Annotated in this window: 15 protein-coding genes; 4 read left to right on the forward strand and 11 right to left on the reverse strand. The window is 59.1% G+C overall.

Going from position 1 to position 15220, the window contains the following annotated elements; translation table 11 throughout:
• Nucleotides 1-1539: 1539 nt before the first annotated feature.
• The 6 genes from ACFFSY_RS22970 to thiL all read right to left on the reverse strand — a co-directional run bounded on the left by ACFFSY_RS22970 (nucleotide 1540) and on the right by thiL (nucleotide 8488).
• Nucleotides 1540-3084 carry a 2-isopropylmalate synthase gene (locus tag ACFFSY_RS22970; protein WP_377498503.1) on the reverse strand — a complete coding sequence of 515 codons (1545 nt, stop codon included), beginning with the start codon at nucleotides 3082-3084 and terminating at the stop codon, nucleotides 1540-1542.
• Nucleotides 3085-4530: 1446 nt separating this feature from the next.
• Complete coding sequence (tsaD, locus tag ACFFSY_RS22975; RefSeq protein WP_377498479.1) at nucleotides 4531-5559, reverse strand: tRNA (adenosine(37)-N6)-threonylcarbamoyltransferase complex transferase subunit TsaD; 1029 nt, start codon at nucleotides 5557-5559, stop codon at nucleotides 4531-4533.
• The gene (gene rimI, locus ACFFSY_RS22980) at nucleotides 5546-6040 is read right to left on the reverse strand and encodes a ribosomal protein S18-alanine N-acetyltransferase (protein WP_377498481.1); all 495 of its coding nucleotides are present in this window, start codon (nucleotides 6038-6040) and stop codon (nucleotides 5546-5548) included. The genes tsaD and rimI overlap by 14 nt, the downstream gene beginning before the upstream one ends.
• The gene (tsaB, locus tag ACFFSY_RS22985) at nucleotides 6037-6879 is read right to left on the reverse strand and encodes a tRNA (adenosine(37)-N6)-threonylcarbamoyltransferase complex dimerization subunit type 1 TsaB (protein ID WP_377498483.1); all 843 of its coding nucleotides are present in this window, start codon (nucleotides 6877-6879) and stop codon (nucleotides 6037-6039) included. The genes rimI and tsaB overlap by 4 nt, the downstream gene beginning before the upstream one ends.
• Complete coding sequence (tsaE, locus tag ACFFSY_RS22990; RefSeq protein ID WP_377498485.1) at nucleotides 6876-7358, reverse strand: tRNA (adenosine(37)-N6)-threonylcarbamoyltransferase complex ATPase subunit type 1 TsaE; 483 nt, start codon at nucleotides 7356-7358, stop codon at nucleotides 6876-6878. The genes tsaB and tsaE overlap by 4 nt, the downstream gene beginning before the upstream one ends.
• Nucleotides 7359-7414: 56 nt before the next feature.
• Nucleotides 7415-8488 (reverse strand): thiamine-phosphate kinase, encoded by a 1074-nt coding sequence (thiL, locus tag ACFFSY_RS22995; RefSeq protein WP_377498487.1) that lies wholly within the window; start codon nucleotides 8486-8488, stop codon nucleotides 7415-7417.
• Between the two features lie 56 nt (nucleotides 8489-8544).
• Here thiL and ACFFSY_RS23000 point away from each other — a divergent pair, with 56 nt between their 5' ends.
• Nucleotides 8545-8757 carry a hypothetical protein gene (locus ACFFSY_RS23000; protein ID WP_377498489.1) on the forward strand — a complete coding sequence of 71 codons (213 nt, stop codon included), beginning with the start codon at nucleotides 8545-8547 and terminating at the stop codon, nucleotides 8755-8757.
• 28 nt (nucleotides 8758-8785) lie between these two features.
• On the opposite strand, the gene ACFFSY_RS23005 is transcribed toward ACFFSY_RS23000, so the two are convergent.
• The 4 genes from ACFFSY_RS23005 to ACFFSY_RS23020 all read right to left on the reverse strand — a co-directional run bounded on the left by ACFFSY_RS23005 (nucleotide 8786) and on the right by ACFFSY_RS23020 (nucleotide 10869).
• On the reverse strand, nucleotides 8786-9658 hold the full coding sequence (locus tag ACFFSY_RS23005; protein WP_377498491.1) for a YitT family protein: 873 nt from the start codon (nucleotides 9656-9658) through the stop codon (nucleotides 8786-8788).
• A gap of 424 nt (nucleotides 9659-10082) precedes the next feature.
• Nucleotides 10083-10244 (reverse strand): hypothetical protein, encoded by a 162-nt coding sequence (locus tag ACFFSY_RS23010; protein WP_377498507.1) that lies wholly within the window; start codon nucleotides 10242-10244, stop codon nucleotides 10083-10085.
• Nucleotides 10245-10478: 234 nt separating this feature from the next.
• Nucleotides 10479-10658, reverse strand: a complete 180-nt coding sequence (locus ACFFSY_RS23015) for an H-type small acid-soluble spore protein (RefSeq protein ID WP_377498505.1) — start codon at nucleotides 10656-10658, stop codon at nucleotides 10479-10481.
• Nucleotides 10648-10869 carry a hypothetical protein gene (locus ACFFSY_RS23020; protein ID WP_377498493.1) on the reverse strand — a complete coding sequence of 74 codons (222 nt, stop codon included), beginning with the start codon at nucleotides 10867-10869 and terminating at the stop codon, nucleotides 10648-10650. Before ACFFSY_RS23020 ends, ACFFSY_RS23015 begins: the two co-directional genes overlap by 11 nt.
• Before the next feature lie 297 nt (nucleotides 10870-11166).
• Here ACFFSY_RS23020 and ku point away from each other — a divergent pair, with 297 nt between their 5' ends.
• From ku to ligD, 3 genes are read left to right on the forward strand one after another with little or no spacing between them, the layout of a single operon-like run.
• Entirely contained in the window at nucleotides 11167-12129 is a 963-nt protein-coding gene (gene ku / locus ACFFSY_RS23025) for a non-homologous end joining protein Ku (protein ID WP_377498495.1), read from the forward strand.
• Nucleotide 12130: 1 nt separating this feature from the next.
• Nucleotides 12131-13330: an ATP-dependent DNA ligase gene (locus ACFFSY_RS23030; protein WP_377498497.1), complete on the forward strand. Its 1200-nt coding sequence runs from the start codon at nucleotides 12131-12133 to the stop codon at nucleotides 13328-13330.
• The gene (gene ligD / locus ACFFSY_RS23035) at nucleotides 13327-14220 is read left to right on the forward strand and encodes a non-homologous end-joining DNA ligase (protein ID WP_377498499.1); all 894 of its coding nucleotides are present in this window, start codon (nucleotides 13327-13329) and stop codon (nucleotides 14218-14220) included. Before ACFFSY_RS23030 ends, ligD begins: the two co-directional genes overlap by 4 nt.
• Nucleotides 14221-14291: 71 nt before the next feature.
• On the opposite strand, the gene ACFFSY_RS23040 is transcribed toward ligD, so the two are convergent.
• Nucleotides 14292-14972 (reverse strand): putative endonuclease domain-containing protein, encoded by a 681-nt coding sequence (locus ACFFSY_RS23040; RefSeq protein ID WP_377498501.1) that lies wholly within the window; start codon nucleotides 14970-14972, stop codon nucleotides 14292-14294.
• Nucleotides 14973-15220: the final 248 nt, after the last annotated feature.

The following is a 15220-nucleotide window of genomic DNA, read 5'->3' on the forward strand; positions in this document are numbered from 1 at the left end:
TTCGCTGGGATACTTGTCGCCAGCGCAGTTTAGTGCACAGTTTTTTGATCGTAAAGCATCTTAGATTCTCTTAATTTACTGTCCACTTTCTTGACAGAGGTCCACAGTGTCACTATCGGTCGCACCGGTGGCTGATCCGGACCCATTAACGACTTCTGCGTCACTATCAGCCGCACCGGTGGTTGGTCAGGACCCATTAACGACTTCTGCGTCACTATCGGCCGCACCGGTGGTTGTTCCGGACTCGTTAACGACTTCTGCGTCACTATCGGCCGCACCGGTGGTTGTTCCGGAACCATTAACGACTTCTGCGTCACTATCGGCCGCACCGGTGGATGTTCCGGACTCATTAACGACTTCTGCGTCACTATCAGCCGCTCCGGTGGTTGTTTCGGAGCCATTAACGACTTCTGCGTCACTATCAGCCGAACCGGTGGTTGTTCCGGACTCATTAACGACTTCTGCGTCACTATCAGCCGCACCGGTGGTTGTTCCGGACCCATTAACGACTTCTGCGTCACTATCAGCCGAACCGGTGGTTGTTCCGGACCCATTAACGACTTCTGCGTCACTATCAGCCGCTCCGGTGGTTGATCAGGACCCGTTAACGACTTCTGCGTCACTATCAGCCGCTCCGGTGGTTGATCAGGACCCATTAACGACTTCTGCGTCACTATCGGCGGCTTCGGTGGATACTGCCGCTCGCCTTCTGGAGAAGCACCAAACGCCCTCGGTTGCGACTACCCGTATCATCACTTTCAGCTCGGCTCATGAATAGCAGCTGCGACAAATTCGACATATTCATACCAATTCCATTGTCGAATATTTCAACTACGCGGCATTCCGGTCACAAAACCTTCCCGTTCTGCATCTTCTCATTCCATATAGGGAACCACGGCATCTATCCCCGTTTTCCACAGTTTTATCCACATCCTCACACGAATTGTTATGCAATTCTGGCTTGTACTGCGATTCCATAGTACTTGATTCCTAGCCGTTTTTTGACGACTCGTGCGATTGGCAAAATTTAACCGAATTAATTACACCCATTATCCACATTATCCACAATCGACCTGTGGGAAACTTATCCCCCCGTTGTGCACATTACATATGCTTGCGGTTATCAGGTTTTGCGCGGTTATAAACAGGCGTTTCCAAAATCTGTTGATAACTTTGTGGATAATGTTGACAGCTCCGATTTGGATCAGAACGCCAACTTTCTTCGCCGTTTGACCCACGCGCGAGCACGGCTCCGGGACGAATGAGTACGTGGTCGTAGACCCGAAACCGTGTGATCTACCCCTGTGCAGGGTGAAGGTGCGCTAACACGCACCGGAGGCCCGAACCCGCGAATGTCTAAAATTCGGGGACGTCGGTGGTCAGACCTCGTCCGACTCGGCCAAACCGCGACCCTTCGGCGAATCTCGCCCCTCGATAATTTGACGCGAATTCGTTCGGTGTCGGCGGCTGCCAAAAACTGCAGTAACCACCGCCCGGAGAGGCGGCGGTTACAAGTCATCATCCGTAAGCTAGCTTCCGTTAGCCCGCGTCCGTCGCCATTTCATCTGTTCGACGTGCCGTTAACGCTACTGCATTGCATGCCGAGACGAAAGCCTGCGCCGCGGCAAGGATCATATCGTCGTGCACCGCCGTCCCCCGGTAACGTTCCCCGTTCCGGATCATGCTGACCACTGCTTCCCCCCGTGCGTCTTCGCCGGTGGCCAGCGAGTGCAGCTCCAAGTCCTCGAACTGGGCGGCTTCCGGAATCGCCTGTCGAATACACTGGATAACGGCTTCGAGCGGCCCGACGCCGGAACCCGTGTAAGTCCGCTCCGAGCCATGCGCCTGATCGCGTATCGTCACCGCCGCAATTCGTGAGCGCTGGGTCCCCGCGACCACCTGCAGATCGACGAGCGCATACGGATCCTGCTGCATGCCCGTGCTGTCGCTCGCCATCGCGATCAGCTCGCCATCGGGCACGATTTTCAGCGTATCCGCCCGGTCCACGAATTTCTCATACACCTCCTGCAGCTGATCATCCGTCAGCGTAATCCCATACTGCGCCAACCGATGTTTGATCGCATGCCGACCCGAATGCTTGCCAAGCACGATCATGCTCCGAGGTATGCCCATCGCTTCCGGGTCCATGATTTCGTACGTATTCCGGTTCTTGAGCAGCCCGTCTTGGTGAATGCCCGATTCGTGTTGGAACGCGTTGCGCCCGACGATTGGCTTGTTGTATGCGATCGGGAAATGCATCGCACGGCTGACCATCCGGGACGTCTCGTAAATTTCGCCGGCTACGATGCCGGTCTTGGCGCCGAGATACGCTTGGCGGGTCTCGATGGCCATCGCCAGCTCCTCCAGCGAGCAATTGCCCGCCCGTTCGCCGACGCCGTTCACCGTCACCTCGATTTGGGTCGCGCCAGCTTGGATCGCCGCCAGCGAGTTCGCGACCGCAAGACCCAGATCGTTGTGGCAGTGGGCGCTGTAACGAACCGACTCCCCGCCTCTAGCCTGCTTGCGCACCGTGCGGAACATGTCGCCGTATTCTTCCGGAATCGCGTAGCCGAGCGTATCCGGCAGGTTGATGATCGTCGCGCCCTCGCCGATAACGCCCTCTACCAGCTCGATGACGAACTCCCGCCCGGCCCGGCTCGCATCCATCGCGGAGAATTCGATCTCCTCGACGAACTGCTTGCCATAAGCGACCATCTCGCGGGCAATGCGGAGCACCTCGTCGCGGGATTTCTTCAGCTGAAAGTCGAGGTGAATATCCGAAGACGAGATGAAAATATGAAGGCGCCTCCGCGCAGCATCCTGCGTCGCGCGAACCGCCGCGTCGATATCGCCTCGCATGGCGCGCGCGAAGCCCGCGATCTCGACCGTCTGCAGCTCCCGCGATACCGCCTGGATCGCCGCGAAATCACCGGGACTCGCCACTGCGAAACCCGGCTCAATACAGTCAATGCCGAGCTTCGCCAGCTGTCGGGCGATGATGATTTTCTGCTCCGGCGCCAAGGAAGCGCCCGGTGACTGTTCGCCGTCGCGGAGCGTCGTATCGAAGATGTGAATGCGCCGCATCGCGGCTTGCTGTTCGTTCGTTGAATTCATCGTCATAAAGGTTAGCCTCCTGAATGGTTAATGGTGAAACAAGCAGACTGCGGCGGACGCCAAAAAGCCTGCCATCCCTTGATTTCTCAAGAGACGACAGGCTTCCAAAGCTGCCGCGGTACCACTCTCGTTGCCCGGAACCCGCATCAGGTCCGAACCCACTTATGCAAGCAACCCGGCTGTTGTCCGCGCGTTAGTCCTCCCGGACGACGCGCGGCCATATGCTCGGCCTTGCTTGCACCCGATGACGGGGGTTAGCCGTTCCATGGTAATAGGGTCTTCTCCCGTTCCCGACAGACCGCTCCCAGGCGAGTTCGGACGTTCCTCGGCTGCGTCGCACCTTGTTCGCAGCTCTCTGCAGGCAGCCTGCCGCGCTCCTCCCTTCGACTAAGAGAGGGAGGCTTATCGCCAGACTGCCGGTTCCCGGATTTAACGTCGTACTGCTCCTGTTCATTGCGTATCGAATATTCAACTTGCGTATGCGAGCCCTGGCCGAATGCCGGCCGAGGGCGACAATTGGTTGCGGTAGCCCTTCACATGCTCGCGTAGCCCATATCGCGTGTTCGCCGCTGCAGCCTCGACGAGTCGTCCGCAATCGCGCTTCAGGGACCGGGGAGAACGGCCCAATACAAAAAAGCCCGCCGTCTCCAATCAAGAGACGACGAGCTTCAGCCCGCGCGGTACCACCCTTGTTGACGTCCGCGCCGGTTCAACCGTCGCGGGAACGCCCACCTCGTCACCGATGCTGGCTCTAGAAACCAGCACCGATGCACCTCTTCACGGGGGTTAGCCGTTATGGCGTACATGCAGGGGACGTGCGACCTTGGCCTTCGGCCAACTCGCCCCCCGCTTCCGCCATACCGCTCCCAGGCGAGCTTCGGACCACCTTCGTCTGCGTTGCACCATCCCGCAGCTCTCTAGCGCGTGCTTGACATAAGGCGGTGCACCGCTCATGCGTCAAGCCGCTTCCCCGGCTTCATCCTACTGTTCCTGTTCGTCGCGTTTGCGTTATGAACCGCGGCGATCGGCATTAGCCGACTGCGCCGCGAAGCGATAGTGAAGTATTGCTGCCTAGTATAGTCTACCCAGTATTTGTATGTCAATTCCGAATTTTCGGTTTTGTTGTTGGGAGCAGCGGAAGCCCGGCCGTATGTCCAGTCGCTGCGCAATGGGAGTCGGAGGCGTTCCTTTACTCGACAGCCGAACCGGCAAAAGGAACTCAACACAACGCTCTAAGCACGCCAAAAAGCCCGTCGTAACGGGAGGTCTCCCTTCACGACGTGCTTTGCAATGTGGAGTACGTGTCTTCCCGAATGACGTCAAACGCCTGAATCGCGGCCCGCTCCGATCCCTCGAAGCGGCCGACTCCCGCGACCGGACAACGCCTTCACGCGCCCTCTTAACACGCCACCTGCGCTAATCTCGCACCGACCAGCCTTCGAGCGAGAACGACGGCTCCGCCTTCATCTCGAGCGGCGTGGTCTCTCCGCTCTTCCACTTCAAATGCGCGGCCGCTCCGATCATCGCTGCGTTATCCGAGCAGAGACTCATCGGCGGGACGAGCAGCGGCACGCCCTCCGCTTCGCAGCGGGCTGCGAGCGCGGCGCGCAGGCCCCGATTGGCCGCCACGCCGCCGCAGAGCAGCAGCTGCTTGGCGCCCTCGGCGTGGACGGCCCGCAGCGCCTTGGTGACCAGCACGTCGATGACCGATGCTTGGAATCCGCGCGCCAGCGCCGGCTTGTTCAGCTCTTGCCCTTTCATCTTCGCCTGGTTGACGGCCGCCAGGACGGCGGACTTGAGTCCGCTGAAGCTGAAATCGTACGAATCCGGCTCCAGCCACGCACGCGGCAGCTCGATCTCTTCCTCCGCCTCCGCCGCAAGCCGGTCTACGTGGGGACCGCCCGGATACGGGAACTGCAAGGCCCGGGCCACCTTGTCGTACGCTTCGCCGACCGCATCGTCGCGCGTGCGCCCGATGATCCGGAAGCTCCCTTCCCGCTCGAGCACGACCAATTCCGTATGTCCGCCCGATACGACGAGCGCGACGTTCGGATAGACCAATTCATGCACCAGTTGGTTGGCATAAATATGGCCCGCAATATGATGCGTGCCAATCAGCGGAATATCGAGCGCCATCGCCAGCGTCTTGGCCGCGACGATGCCGACGAGCAGCGAGCCGACAAGCCCCGGCCCTTGCGTCACCGCGATCGCCGACAAATCCTTCAGCTCGATGCCTGCCTCGTGCACCGCCTGCTCCAGAATGATCGTCATCGATTCGACATGCTGCCGCGATGCGATCTCAGGCACGACGCCGCCGAACTGCCCGTGCGTCTCGATCTGGCTGGAGACGAGATTGACGAGCACTTCCCGGCCGCCGCGCACGACGGATACGCTCGTCTCGTCACAGCTCGTTTCAATCGCTAATATGAGTTCATTCGTCGTCATCCGTATCCCCGCCCTCATGTTCCAGCTCCGCCCACATGATGAGGGCATCCTCTTGATTGTCCGAATAGTAGCCGGGCCGGATGCCCGAAGGCTCGAACCCCATTTTGCGATACAGCCGCTGCGCGATCTCATTCGTTACCCGAACCTCGAGCGTCATCCGCGCCGAGCCGAACATGACGGCCGTCCGCTGCAGCTCCGTGAGCAGCCGTTCGCCAAGCCCTTGGCCGCGATAATCGGACCGGACGGCGATATTCGTAATGTGCGCTTCGTCCATGATCGTCCACATGCCGCCGTAGCCGATCACGTCCTCCCCGTAGGCCATCACCATGTATCGGGCAAAATGATTCCTCGTCAGCTCGTTCACGAACGCTTCGCTCGTCCATGGGCTCGTGAACGCTTCTTGCTCGATAGCCACGATCTGCGGAATATCCGTCAGCTGCATGAGCCGAAAGACGAGCTTGTCTTCCTCTATCACGCTCACTTGCCGCTCCCTCCTTCGGCAGCGGCGGCCTGCTGGCGCGCGCGCAGGTTGACCTCGGCTTCCGTCAGCTGCGTGTAGTTCGGGATGAACGCATGCACCTCATCGGATTCCCCAGCGTTCAGCCGTCTCAAGCCAAGCTCCGCGAGCGCCTCGCCTTCCATGTCGAACGGAACCAGCCGGCAGTCTACGCCGCTATCTCGCAGCAGCTCGCCCAATCGCTGCGCCTGCGCCTCGTGCACCGTCAAGTCGCCTGTAATACAGATGAGCGCCGGACGTTCGTTCTCCCGTGCAAGCTGAGCCAAACGATCGACCCAATCTGCCATCAGCCGGTTGCCATCTTGCGCTAGCCGGCCCCACTCGCCCGATTCCTCCGCCGCGAACAATGCCGTGTACACTTGGCCACGCCGCGCGTCCATAATCGGCACGAACCACCGCGGACCCTTATCCTTCACGCCGCCGCTTGGCTTACTCCCCTCCGCGCGAAAAGCCCCGAACGCGAGCGCCTCCAGCGAGGAAATGCCGACGAGCGGCTTCTTCCATACCCAAGCTAGCGTCTTGCCGAGCGTCACCGCGATGCGCATCCCCGTATAAGAGCCCGGTCCTTGACCCACCGCGATGCCGTCCAGCTTGTCCGCCGTAACCCCGTGCTCGTCGAGCAGCGTCTTCACGTGCGATACCGTCAAGACCGAGTGATTCCGCTCCGCCATCGACTGGATGCTGCCAAGCACGCGGCCGCCATGGACTAGCGCGCAAGCGAGCGCCGCCGTGGACGTATCGAGCGCCAGCACCGTTCTCTCCGCTTCCACGTCCGCTATGGGCGATAAATTCGATTCTGTCATTCCTTGTCCGCTCCCATCTCCGCCAGTTGGCCGCACCAACCCTCATAGGGGGCACCGATGCCCTTCAGCGTAATGCGCCGGGCTTCGTCCCCCAAATGTTCGATATATACCTCAAGCCGCTCATCTGGCAGCAGCTCCCGAATCAAGCTGGCCCATTCGACGATCGTCACGCCTTGACCGAAGAAATATTCATCCAACCCCAGATCGTCCGCCTCCTCGACCGACAGCCGATAGACGTCCATATGATAAAAAGGCATGCGCTCGCCTTCGTATTCCTTGATGATCGTGAACGTCGGGCTGTTCACGACACCTTGCACGCCGATTGCCTGCGCGAACGCTTGCGAGAAGCGTGTCTTGCCCGCGCCCAAGTCACCGTCGAGCGACAATAGCGCCCCCGGCTCTGCCCAGGACGCGAGCAGCGCCGCGAGGCGGATTGTATCCGCTTCGGACGCCGCATGCCATACTGCTGTATTGGTCATCTCCATCATCCTTTTCGCTTCGGCAAGCCGATCCGATGCCGCGGCCGCCTTCATCCTTACCCGTTAAAATGATTATACCCGCGTTTGGCGATCGCCTCGCGACGACCCGCGCCCCCGCCCGCTTGGCGGTCGCGAATAAGCGCCACGCCGGCGTCGCCGGCTGCTGCCTCGCCGATGATGTACATCGGCAGCCCCTCGGCCGCTAGCGCCGCCTTGGCCGCATCCGCATCCTCCTGCCGGATCGTGCCGAGCAGCACATAATCCTCGCCCCCGTAGAGCATCCATTCCAGCGGATCGGCTCCGCTGCGATGGGCGTATGCGGTCATGCTGCCGCTATACGGAAGCTGCGATTCGCGCAGCACGATGGAGACGCCCGATGCTTCGGCGATCTCCCACGCCTCGCTCGCGAGCCCATCGCTGACATCGTTCAGCGACGTCAACGTGCCCCGCGCGGCGAGCATTCGCGCCGCACGCACGGACGGGACGGGGCGGCGGTGCGCCGCGACGAGCACCGCCGTCCCGTCCGCTTCCGCCGCGGCTAGCGGCACCGGGTGCCCGGCGCCCCGCATGGCGGCGGCAAGCAGCCAATGCAGACCGGCCCCGGACATGCCGACTGGGCCGGTCACGAACACGGCGTCGCCGGGCGCTGCGCCAGCCCGGCTGATCGCCGCCCCGGCCTCGACGGTGCCCGTAACCGTCACGGCCACGACCAAATGCGCCGGCGACGACGTCGTGTCGCCGCCCACGATCGCGACGCCGTACTGGTCGGCGCACGCGTAGAGCCCGTCATAGAGCCGGCCGATTCTCGCCGGCTCCCACTTCTTCGGCACGCTCACGGAGACGAGCGCGTGCCGGGGCACCCCGCCCATCGCCGCGATATCGCTCACGTTCGCGGCGAGCGCCTTCCAGCCGACGTCGGCCTCGCCCATCGTCGCGTCGTTGAAGTGTACGGTCTCTACCATCGTGTCGACCGCCAGCAGCCACTGCGCCGCGCCGCCCGCCGCATCTGGCGGCATCTCCACGACGGCCGCATCGTCGCCGATGCCGAGCACGACGCCCTGCTGCCGCAGGAGCGCGGATCGCTGCCGTTCCCCCGTCCATAAGCGGATTCTCGCAAACTCGTCCAGCATATATGCCCCCTGCATCTTGGATCCATCCGCGAACCGCGCCCCAGGCGGCCGACTCATTGCCGACCGCTACCCGCATTAATTCATCCGGCGCGGACACGTTCGGCCCGTCCGGACCGCCCGGCGCGAACTTGCCCGCGCATGCGAGAAGCGCCGGAGCGGCGCTTCTGGATCGTGACCTATTCGTTGACCTTATTATATCGGTCCGCCCCATCAGCCGCAACAAAAGGCGGGCGGCCCGCTCGCTTACGCCGAGGGTGCCGCCCGCCTGATCCGCCGGATAACCGGCTGCTTCGTCTGCTAGTGAATATCGCGCTTCTTGAAGCGTCCGCCCTTCACGTCGTGAATATTGCCGACCGCGAGGAAGGCAACCGGATCAAGCTCGTGCACGATCGACTTCAGCTTCGCTTCCTCCAGACGGGTAATGACGCAGAAGATAACCTTCTTCGAGCCGCCCGTGAAACCGCCCTCGCCGTGCAAATACGTGACGCCGCGGCCAAGACGGCTCATGATCGCTTCGCCGACTTCCACCGCTTCTTCACTGATGATCCACACCGACTTCGACTCGTCGAAACCTTCGACGGTCACGTCGATCATTTTGAACGCTATATAGTATGCAATGAGCGAGTACATCGCGCTGTCCCAACCGTAGACAAAACCCGCGCTGCCCAGAATGAACAAGTTTATGAACATAACGAACTCGCCAACGGAGAACGGCAAGTTCTTGCTGAAGAGAATAGCCATGATTTCCGTCCCGTCCAGCGAACCGCCGAAACGGATGACGATGCCGATCCCGATACCTAGCAATACCCCGCCGATAACCGGCGCAAGGAATGTGCTCTCTGTCAGGGGATCGACGTGATGAAGCAGCTGCGTGCCGATCGACATCACGATGACGCCGTACAGCGTCGATAAAGCAAAGGTCTTGCCAATCTGTTTGTACCCGATGATGAGGAATGGCAGATTAAGGATGAATAGAAAAATACCAAGCGGCAAATCCGTGAGATGCGACAGCATGATCGAAATACCCGTAATTCCGCCGTCAATGACCTCGTTCGGGACGAGGAAAATCTCCAGCGCGACCGACACGAGCGCCGCGCCCAAAGTAATAAATACGATCCGACGAATGATTTCCAATATGGACAACTTACCGTGTTGTATTTTTTTAGCCATATCTTACCCCCTATTTTCTTTTGATTTATCTTATTATAGCTGATTTTTGACGTTTTTCCAAGCAAAAGTATCGTTTTACCGGATATTAAGGTTTATTATCTTCATTTTTCACGTGTTTTCGATTATTTTCTTTATTGCGGTGAAATTTCGAAGAAACTATGCTTTTGAAAGCTACAAAAAAACAGCGTATGGACAACGAAGCTTATGACGCTCCCTCGGCGAACCATCCTTTACCACGAACCGACTCTCTGTCAGCCCTCCTCTTCTCCGCCAAGATGGACGTCTTAGCAGAGCCTTTTACAGGAACGCAAGATGGGTGTCTAACCAGCGCCGCTTGAAGGAACGCCAAAAACCGCACCTCCTTAGAGATGCGGTCTGCGCAACTTTTCGTATGTCCCGCGATAGCCTCTGCCCTACGTGCGGATTAGAAATTCGGGAATACGTATTGCACGAGGAAATACAGCAAGCCGAAGAAAATGATAATGTACGCCGCGTACTTGATGAAAGTCGACGCCACCATGCTCGAATCGTGTTTTTTCTCCACATGACGCTCCTCAATATCCACGTTGCGGTCAACCATTGCCATTTTACTCATCTCCCTTTGGACCCAGACTTCGGCATGTCAACTATCTAACGCCTCACCGGGTTGTTTGGTTATTGCAAATCTTCTTAGGCATTAGTACCCTGTCCGGAAGCGGAGTAAACAAGCTGCGGACCTCGCAGGCCGCGCCAAAAAGCCGCACCGGCAACCCGGGCGGCTGATGATGCTTGCTATGTTGTTCGACATGATCGTTCGGTTGGGACATCTTCTTGCAGTCGTTTACGCTTCGATCAGCTTCTCGACGGACACCGTCTCTATCTGTCTCGGGCTCGCCTCGATTTGGATCGTTGCCGTGCCGAACGCCTCGTCGACCTTCTCGATCCAGATCGGTTTGCCTTCAAAATGGACGGGGATCGTCTCTTCCGCCGCTAAAATTTGTTTGGCGCGCTCAGTATTCATCGGCAATCGGCGTTACGCCCGCGGAGACGTTCCGGCCTTCCGGCTCCATCGTATCCGTCGTGGATTCGTCAATATACCCGTTATGAAGCGTCACTTGGCCGCCGCCCAGTCCCTCGTTCACCATCCGGTCGATATCCATGAAATAGTCGTCCCGGCCCTCATGCATCTTGTCGCCGCTCGAACCTGTCGGGGAATTGCCCGCTTCACTCATCTTGCGCTGCTCCTTTCCTTCTATGCGAGAATGGCTTGCTTTTCGAAAATATGCCCGATCCGGTTGAGTTTCATGCATTCCGGGAACACTGATACCCAGGGATTCACAGACCGCGCCGTCCTCATCTAGCGTTTATTCGCCAAGCATTCCCCGTCTTGACGGGGAACGCAAACCAATCTTCGGCTGAATGCTGCATTCCCCGTCTTGACGGGGAACGCAAACCAATCTTCGGCTGAATGCTGCATTCCCCGTCTTGACGGGGAACGCAAACCAATCAGCCCCAAAGGAGTGTTAACCATGCATACCGTCTGGAAAGGCGCGATCAGCTTCGGACTGGTCCATGTGCCCGTCAAAATGTTCTCCGCCACCGAGGACAAAGATATTTCGATGCGCATGATCCATCGCGCGTGCGGCAGTCCGATCGCCTTCGTGCGCAAATGCGACAACTGCGACGTGGAGGTCGCCTTCGACGAAATCGTCAAAGGGTACGAATACGAGAAGGGGCGGTTCGTGCTCTTCGAGAAGGAGGATTTAGAGGCCGTCAGCGACGAACGATCGAAGACGATCACGATCCTCGATTTCGTCGATCTGACCGAGATCGATCCGATCTATTTCCAGAAGACGTATTATCTGTCGCCCGACCAAGCCGGCGGGAATGCCTACAATCTGCTGCTCGAAGCGATGCGGCAGTCGGGCAAAATCGGACTGGCCAAAGTATCGATCCGCTCCAAAAGCTCGCTCGCGGCCATTCGCGTCATCGATAACGCGCTGGCAATGGAGACGATTTTCTATCCGGACGAGATCCGCGCGATCGGTCAGGTCCCCGGCCTGCCGGATGCGATCAACGTCAACGAGAAGGAACTGACGATGGCGCGCATGCTGATCGAGCAGTTGTCCACGCCGTTCGAGCCGGCCAAATATACCGACGATTACCGCACCCGGCTCATGGATCTCATTCAGACGAAAATCGCCGGCGAAGAGATTCGCGTCGCGCCGGATCAACAGCAGCGCACGAACGTGCTCGATCTGATGGCCGCGCTGCAGGCCAGCCTGGAAGCGGTCCGGATATCGCCGGATGCGCCGGGCGCGCTCGATACCGGTGCGGCAGCTGCCGCCCAGCCGGCCAAGCAGACGAAGAAGCAGACGGTCGTCGAGACCGCGCAGGCTGCGGATAGCGCTACGGCTGATGCGGATGCCCCGGCCAAGAAGCCGCGCGCCCGCAAGCCGAAGAACGAGAAGGCAAAGGAGACGGTGTCCTAGCATGGAAGGCGCTTGGCAGAATGAAGTACCTGCGCAATGGGGCGGCGATTCCGCTCCATTGCCGCTATTTGATCTGTCCGCTCAAGCGGTTGACATTACCGAACAAGTGCCTGCTGCATCGCGGCCCGATTTGTTGGACTCCCCTGCTCCTGCGGCGGATATTCCGTCTGCCCATCCGGGCTCCCCGTTGGCAGTCGAGCCCATCCCGCTCCCATTCGATCCAATGGCGCCCATCGCAGATAATGAAATCCCGTCAGGGGACGATTGGTGCTACCAGCTGAAGTGGGACGGCGTGCGTATTTTGGCGCGCGTCGGGACGGACGGGAACGTCGAGCTCTATTCGCGCAGCATGTTTTTGAAGAACCCGATCTACCCGGAGATCGTGCGGCTGCTCACGCGCAAAGCGGCCGAGCTCGGCCCGTGTCTGCTGGATGGCGAGATTGTATGGTGGAACGGCGTGCGGCCGAATTTTCAGCAGGTGTTGAAGCGAGAGCGGTCGCGTGGGACGTCGATCGGCTCCGCCAATGCTCGGTCTCCTTATTCTCGCCATGAGCCGGTCATCGCGCATACGGAAACAGACGCGCCGACAGGAAGCAACGGCGCCATCGTATTCGTGCTCTTCGACCTGCTGGCCGATGGCAAGGAAGATTTGCGGACTTTGCCTTACGAGGAGCGTTACCGTAGACTGAACGCCAAGTTCCCGACGAAGGAGCCGCAGCTGTTCGTCACCGATACGTTCGCCGACGGCGAAGCGCTCTGGCGATGGGTCGAAGCGAACCAGTGGGAAGGCGTCGTCAGCAAACGCTGGTCCAGTCCGTACCGGGAAGGCAAGAAGCATCGCGACTGGCTGAAGAAGCGGACCGCCGTCCTGCTCGACGTCGACATCGTCGGGCTCAAATGGCGCAGCGGCATCATCGCCAGCCTCGTCATGGCCTATGACGGCGCCTATTTGGGGTCCGTCTCCTCCGGACTGAACGAACCGCTGCGCAAAGTGCTCATGTCCACGTTCCGCCCCATCGACGCGCACGTGCCCGCCCGTCCTTGTCCGTTCGCGGCAATGCCGGGCGATTTGAAGCGCGAAGAGGTGCAGTGGCTGCAGCTGCCGTTTCGCTGCCGGGTCAGCGGGCTCGAGATCACGTCCGCCGGTCAACTCCGTCATCCGAAGCTCGTCACGTTCTTGCCCAAGGACACGCTGCCATGAGCCGCGCGGTTAAGGGAACGATCGTCATCGAAGGACAAGAGCTGACGGTGAGCAATCCCCAGAAGCTGCTTTTTCCCGAGCTGGGCATCACGAAGGCGGTGTTCCTGCAGAAGTTGGCCGTGCTCGCCCCATGGCTGTTGAAACATTGCCGCGACCGGTATTTGACGACGATCCGGTTCCCGGACGGCGTGCACGGCAAATCGTTTTATCAGAAAAATTGCCCGCAGCCCGCGCCACCCTTCGTGCAGACCGATACGCATGGGGATATCAGCTATGTCCGGCTCGATTCGCTGCCCGTCCTGCTGTGGCTCGGAAACCTGGCATGCATCGAGTACCACGCGTCGTTCGACCGTATCAGCAATCCGGTGAAGCCGACCGAATGGGTTGTCGATCTCGACCCCTCCGTCGAGGAGGAGCCGCGCATCATGGAGGCCGCTTCGCTCGTCGGGGATGTGCTCGAGTCGCTCGGCATCGCGTCGGTGCCCAAGACTTCAGGCGCGACCGGCGTCCAAATCATCGTGCCGCTGAAACCAGACCTGACGTTCGACGAGCTGCGGGCGATCGGCGAATTCGTGGGCGCCTATCTATCCGGCAAATATCCCGCGCTGTTCACGATCGAGCGGCTGAAGAAAAATCGCGGCGACCTCATCTACATCGACTACCTGCAGCACTACGAGGGCAAAACAATCGTCGCTCCCTATTCGCCCCGCGCCCGCTCCGGCGCCACCGTCTCGACGCCGCTTCACTGGCGCGAAGTGCGGGCGAACGCCGCGATCACCGACTACAACCTGCTGAATATCGCGGAACGGCTCGAACGGGAGGGCGATCTCCTCGATGCTGTCCCTGCCCAATCGCTGCGGCCCATCCTGGCCTTTATTCGGAAGAAATAAACCTGCCTAACGCGTTTCGCGAGGCGGGTTTGTTTGGGTTTGTCTGGGTTGTTTGACTGCTCGAGTATCACTTAGCCAAGCAATTGGCGATATTGTGACGTCGACGCCATTTTATAGTAGCGGACCCGCCTGCTGTTTTGATTAACCGGCACGATCAGCCGTTTGTCCTTGAGCATCCTCAACAATCGTCTAGCTTGGACGGTCGTAACGCGTAGATATTCCGACGCCATTCTGACGGAGATCTGCTCCTGCTGGAGCGCAAGTCTAAGGACGTCCCGTTCATAAGAGTTTAAGAGAGCCTCTTCCTCTTGTTCGGATCCCCACTTACCGAACAACTGCTGAAGCGCTTGCTGACATCGACGAGGCTTTTCGCATACGTCATCGAAAGCAAATCGGATCACGAGCCAGCCGTCGATGACGAGTTGATTTTGACGCATCAAATGATCCGCGAACTGCCATCTGCTTAAATCACGCCAATGCGGGCCGTAGCCGTCGATTTCGATTCCGATTCTCATGCCGCCTCGTATATAGGCAAAATCAATGAATCGGCTCCCATCTCGAAAGTCCCGTATTTCGTATTCCGGATGCAGGCCGGCAAGCTGGCCGAAAGCCGGCCACCATACTTTCTCTAGAAAAAGATTCTCGGCATGCCCCAGCCCATTGACGATTCTATTCCTGCCTTCTCCCTTGCGCTGTATCCTATGCCTAGCCAGCCACTCTTCAAAAGCAATCTTAAAATCGCCAAGCAGCATAATAACCGCCTCCCGAACCGTGAATTCATAAAAAAAAAAACGCACTGCCCCCACCACAGGTGGAAACAGCGCGTTCTTCGCGTGTATAGGGTGATCCTACCTCAGTTCGACACAATTAGCAATAGGGAGAAATGATTTCAAACTCTGCCACGCTCGATAGTTACTCTCAACTCACTATCGCCCGCCTGCCCCACCCTCGAGCACCCGTTAGCGATCCTCAAGTCACTATTGGGCTCCGATTCTACCTT

This window comes from Paenibacillus aurantiacus (assembly GCF_042431225.1).
GTDB classification, from domain to species: domain Bacteria; phylum Bacillota; class Bacilli; order Paenibacillales; family Paenibacillaceae; genus Paenibacillus_Z; species Paenibacillus_Z aurantiacus.

Excerpts from the sequence above, each read along its gene's own strand:
- ku (WP_377498495.1), top strand. The coding sequence starts at position 11,167 with ATGCATACCGTCTGGAAAGGCGCGATCAGCTTCGGACTGGTCCATGTG.
- tsaB (WP_377498483.1), bottom strand. The coding sequence starts at position 6,879 with ATGACAGAATCGAATTTATCGCCCATAGCGGACGTGGAAGCGGAGAGA.
- tsaD (WP_377498479.1), bottom strand. The coding sequence starts at position 5,559 with ATGACGACGAATGAACTCATATTAGCGATTGAAACGAGCTGTGACGAG.
- ACFFSY_RS23015 (WP_377498505.1), bottom strand. The coding sequence starts at position 10,658 with ATGAATACTGAGCGCGCCAAACAAATTTTAGCGGCGGAAGAGACGATC.
- tsaE (WP_377498485.1), bottom strand. The coding sequence starts at position 7,358 with ATGACCAATACAGCAGTATGGCATGCGGCGTCCGAAGCGGATACAATC.
- ACFFSY_RS23020 (WP_377498493.1), bottom strand. The coding sequence starts at position 10,869 with ATGAGTGAAGCGGGCAATTCCCCGACAGGTTCGAGCGGCGACAAGATG.
- ACFFSY_RS23040 (WP_377498501.1), bottom strand. The coding sequence starts at position 14,972 with ATGCTGCTTGGCGATTTTAAGATTGCTTTTGAAGAGTGGCTGGCTAGG.
- ACFFSY_RS23030 (WP_377498497.1), top strand. The coding sequence starts at position 12,131 with ATGGAAGGCGCTTGGCAGAATGAAGTACCTGCGCAATGGGGCGGCGAT.
- ACFFSY_RS23010 (WP_377498507.1), bottom strand. The coding sequence starts at position 10,244 with ATGGCAATGGTTGACCGCAACGTGGATATTGAGGAGCGTCATGTGGAG.
- thiL (WP_377498487.1), bottom strand. The coding sequence starts at position 8,488 with ATGCTGGACGAGTTTGCGAGAATCCGCTTATGGACGGGGGAACGGCAG.
- ACFFSY_RS22970 (WP_377498503.1), bottom strand. The coding sequence starts at position 3,084 with ATGCGGCGCATTCACATCTTCGATACGACGCTCCGCGACGGCGAACAG.
- ACFFSY_RS23005 (WP_377498491.1), bottom strand. The coding sequence starts at position 9,658 with ATGGCTAAAAAAATACAACACGGTAAGTTGTCCATATTGGAAATCATT.
- ligD (WP_377498499.1), top strand. The coding sequence starts at position 13,327 with ATGAGCCGCGCGGTTAAGGGAACGATCGTCATCGAAGGACAAGAGCTG.